The following is a 3,788-nucleotide window of genomic DNA, read 5'->3' as shown; positions in this document are numbered from 1 at the left end:
ATTGTCGTGGCGATGGCGCTGATGCTGCTCACGGCGCGCTTCTTCAAATTCGGCGGAGAAAAATAATGGCCGGCGTTCAGGTGTCGAATGTCTCGCGCAGCTTTGGCGCGCACAAGGCGCTGGACGATGTTTCCATCGACTTCGCCGATGGTGGTTTCTATGCGCTGCTGGGGCCATCGGGCAGCGGCAAGACCACGCTTCTCAGGCAGATCGCCGGCTTCGATTTTCCCGACTCAGGCCGCATCGCCATCGGCGGCGAGAGCGTCGAGCGGGTGCCGGTCGAAAAGCGACGCATCGGCATGGTGTTCCAGAACTATGCGCTGTTTCCCAACATGAGCGTCGCCGACAATGTCGCCTTCGGCCTGTCCGTGCGCGGTGAGGCCAAGGCAGTGATTGCGACGGAGGTGCAGCGCGCGCTCGCCCTAGTGCAGCTCGGCAAGCTCGGTGGCCGCCGGCCGCACCAACTCTCCGGCGGCCAGCGCCAGCGTGTGGCGCTCGCCCGTGCCATCGTCACCAAGCCGCGCGTGCTGCTGCTCGACGAGCCGCTCGGCGCGCTCGACAAGGCGCTGCGCGTCGACATGCAGATCGAGCTCAAGCGCATCCAGCGCGAGATCGGCATCACCACCATCTTCGTCACCCACGACCAGGAAGAAGCGCTGACGATGAGCGACCGCATCGGCATATTGCGCGACGGCAGGCTGGTGCAGGAAGGGCCGCCGGAGGAGATCTATAACAGGCCGAAGAGCGAGTTCGCCGCCACCTTCCTGGGCGACGCCAATATCTTTCGCGGCGATACGACGGGCAATGGCATCCGGCTGGCGGACGGCACAGCGATTGCCGCCGGCGCGGGTGCGACGCTTGCAGCCGGCGCCAAGGCGAGCTGCGCCGTGCGGCCCGAACGCATCCGCATCGCCACGGATGCCGGAGCGCCGGATGGTAACGCCAACATTCTCAAGGGGCAGGTCTCCAAGCGCATCTTCGCCGGCAACAACAGCACTTATTTCGTCGAGCGTGCGGGGCAGACGCTGAAGGTGATCGTGCAGAACACCGGCATGGAACGGCTGGCGGAGGGCCAGGATGTCGTGCTGCGCTGGTCGCCTGAGAGCACGGTGTTGATCGCGGCGAACTGATCCCCCAGGTCTTGCCATACTGTTCGCAATCGGGGACAGCATAGACGGGCAAGAGCCCGGAGCATGCCGATGACCTTGGAGCTGAGTGCGCGGGACCGATCCATGCTCGACGGCGAGCAAGGCTCGTCCGCAGCCGCTGCCATGAAAATCCTGGTCGCGTTTTCCAATGCGGTTGGGGCAGGCAGTCTGCTCGACATTGCCGGCGCCCATATCGATGGCTGTCTCTACCACGGCAGGGCAGGGCTCGATTTCGTCGAGCGGCTGGTCGAAGGTGGTGGCTGCGTCCAGGTGCCGACGACATTGAATGTCGGCTCGTTCGACCTCATCCATCCCGGCATGGTGAAGATGCCGGCGGCGGAAGAGGTGCCGGCGCGGCGGCTGATGAAGGCGCATCTGGAGCTCGGTTGCCAGGCGACCTTCACTTGTGCGCCGTACCAGACGCGGTTCCGGCCAGTTTTTGGCCAGCAGATCGCCTGGGGCGAATCCAACGCCATCGTCTTTGCCAATTCGGTCATCGGCGCGCGCACCAACCGCTATGGCGATTTCATCGATCTGTGCTGCGCCATGACCGGCCGCGCGCCGGCCTGGGGCCTGCATCTGAGCGAGAACCGGCGTGGCCGGATCTTATTTGAGCTGGATGTTCCGGACCCCGAGCCGAGCGACAGCCTGTTCGTCGGCGTTGGGCTGATCATCGGGCAAGCGAGTGGCGACCGGATTCCGGTGATCACAGGCCTGCCGCGGCCGCGCGACGAGGACCAGCTGAAGGCGCTGGGGGCAGCGGCGGCAACGACCGGCGCGGTGGCGCTGTTCCATGCGGTCGGCGTCACGCCGGAAGCAAGCACGCTCGATGAGGCGTTCCAGGGCCATGCGCCTGACGAGACGATCCGTATCAGCCGCGCCGATATCGGCCATGCGCTGGCCAGGCTGTCTGGCGTACCGGACGGTGCGCCGCTGGCGGCCGTGTCGCTCGGCACGCCGCATTTTTCGCATCAGGAATGGATGCGGCTGTTGCCGTTGCTACGCGAGGTAGCGCCGGGCAGGCGCATTCCGATCTATGTCAACACCGGGCGCGCGACCCTGACGCGACTGCAGGAGGAGGGCGCGCTGGCCGGCATGGAGGCGTTCGGTCTGATCCCGGTGGCCGACACCTGCACCTATGTCACTGCGATTCTCGAGCGTCTCGACGGCGTGGTGATGACCAATTCTGGTAAATGGGCGCATTACGCGCCCGGCAATATAGGCGTGTCCGTCGCCTTCGCCGAGATGAAGGATTGCATCCGCTCCGCTGCGGTAGGGTATGTCGTGCGGAGTGCCTCATGACGCGGCCGGTGCAACGAACCGGCACCTTCCAGCTGACCGGCGAGGCCGAGGGCCTGGCTTTGGTGTTTTCGCAGCCACTCAGCTTCTGGGGCGGCATCGATGCCGAGACCGGCGACATAACAGATCATTCGCATTCCGGCCTTGGCCAGAATGTCGCCGGCAAGATCCTGGTCATGCCCAGCGGGCGCGGCTCGTCGTCTTCATCCTCGGTCCTGGCCGAGGCGATCCGCAGGGGCACGGCGCCGGCCGGTATCCTTCTGGAGCGGCCGGACCCGATCCTGGCGGTCGGTGCCATAGTTGCCGAATTTCTCTACGAGATCCGCATGCCGCTGGTGGTGTGCGACATTGCCGGCATAGCCTCCGGCGACGGGATAGCAATCGGCACTGGCGTGGATGGTCGGGCGATCGTTACGATTCAACCCGCCATCAATCCAGCAGTACCGCGCCACTCGTAGGCGGCGATCGCGCCCCCGCTGGTCGCGCCGGTGTTCGTTGAGATTGGACCGTCGCACGGTGGGTGGCACCACCAACGAGATGCGCGACCTGGCAAGCGCGCTCTATCTCTATTCAGAAACGAAAAGCTGTTGCTCAGATCTCCGGGATGTTCTCCTTGAAGATCACCTGCAGCCTTGGCTGGTGCAATTCATAGGGCAATCCTCTGACCGCATGGGTCAGAGTGTTGAGCGCTTCGCGGGCCTCGACGCGCGGGTTCTGGTCGATCACCGCGTCGAGCGTGCCGTCGAGCAGAAGGTCCTTGGTGCCGTCCGTCACCTCATGGCCGAGGAAGACCATGGACTGCGCGCGGCCGCGCTCCTTGAGCGCGCGGGCGATGCCGGTGTTGCCGGCGCCGACATTGTAGATCGCGGCAAGATCGGGATGCCGCTCCAGCAGGGCGGACGCTTCCGAATAGGCCTTCTCGCGGTCGTCGAGCATTTCACGCATCTCGACGATCTGCAGATTGGGCGATTCCTCCGTCAGGATATGGCGGAATCCCATCTCGCGTTCTTCGTGGCCGCGATAGGACAGCGAGCCGGCGAACAGCGCCACCTTGCCCGGACGGCCTGATCCCATGAAGCGGTTGAGCAGATAGCCGGCCAGCCGCCCGGCGGCCCGGTTGTCGATGCCGATATAGGCGACCCTGGGCACATGCAGGATGTCTGAGGCGATGGTCACCACCTTGATGTCGTTGGCCGACAGCGAGCGGATCGCTTCGCGCACCGTCGGATGGTCGAGCGCGATGACGCCGACGCCTTGCGTCTGTCCGCGCAGGTCCTGCAGCAGGCGGGCAAGCCGGTCGGGATTGAAGCCTTCTATGGTGGCGATGTGGACATCGAGATC

Annotated in this window: 4 protein-coding genes; 3 read left to right on the top strand and 1 reads right to left on the bottom strand. The window is 64.9% G+C overall.

All coding sequences use genetic code 11. The features are described from left to right. The first annotated feature begins 65 nt into the window (after positions 1-65). The 3 genes from EN993_RS32640 to EN993_RS32630 all read left to right on the top strand — a co-directional run bounded on the left by EN993_RS32640 (position 66) and on the right by EN993_RS32630 (position 2,905). Complete coding sequence (locus tag EN993_RS32640) at positions 66-1,130, top strand: ABC transporter ATP-binding protein (RefSeq protein WP_109660964.1); 1,065 nt, start codon at positions 66-68, stop codon at positions 1,128-1,130. A 69-nt stretch (positions 1,131-1,199) separates the two neighbouring features. Beyond that, positions 1,200-2,450, top strand: a complete 1,251-nt coding sequence (locus EN993_RS32635; RefSeq protein ID WP_127265889.1) for an aconitase X — start codon at positions 1,200-1,202, stop codon at positions 2,448-2,450. After that, complete coding sequence (locus tag EN993_RS32630; protein WP_127265888.1) at positions 2,447-2,905, top strand: DUF126 domain-containing protein; 459 nt, start codon at positions 2,447-2,449, stop codon at positions 2,903-2,905. Before EN993_RS32635 ends, EN993_RS32630 begins: the two co-directional genes overlap by 4 nt. Positions 2,906-3,038: 133 nt before the next feature. Here the strand turns inward: EN993_RS32630 and EN993_RS32625 are convergent. Continuing rightward, positions 3,039-3,788: substrate-binding domain-containing protein (locus EN993_RS32625; protein WP_127265886.1), on the bottom strand; the 750-nt coding region annotated here is incomplete at its 5' end.

The organism is Mesorhizobium sp. M7D.F.Ca.US.004.01.2.1 (assembly GCF_003997785.1).
Lineage (GTDB): Bacteria > Pseudomonadota > Alphaproteobacteria > Rhizobiales > Rhizobiaceae > Mesorhizobium > Mesorhizobium loti.
This window is presented reverse-complemented; position numbering and strand designations above follow the sequence as displayed.

Excerpts from the sequence above, each read along its gene's own strand:
- EN993_RS32640 (WP_109660964.1), top strand. The coding sequence starts at position 66 with ATGGCCGGCGTTCAGGTGTCGAATGTCTCGCGCAGCTTTGGCGCGCAC.
- EN993_RS32630 (WP_127265888.1), top strand. The coding sequence starts at position 2,447 with ATGACGCGGCCGGTGCAACGAACCGGCACCTTCCAGCTGACCGGCGAG.
- EN993_RS32635 (WP_127265889.1), top strand. The coding sequence starts at position 1,200 with ATGACCTTGGAGCTGAGTGCGCGGGACCGATCCATGCTCGACGGCGAG.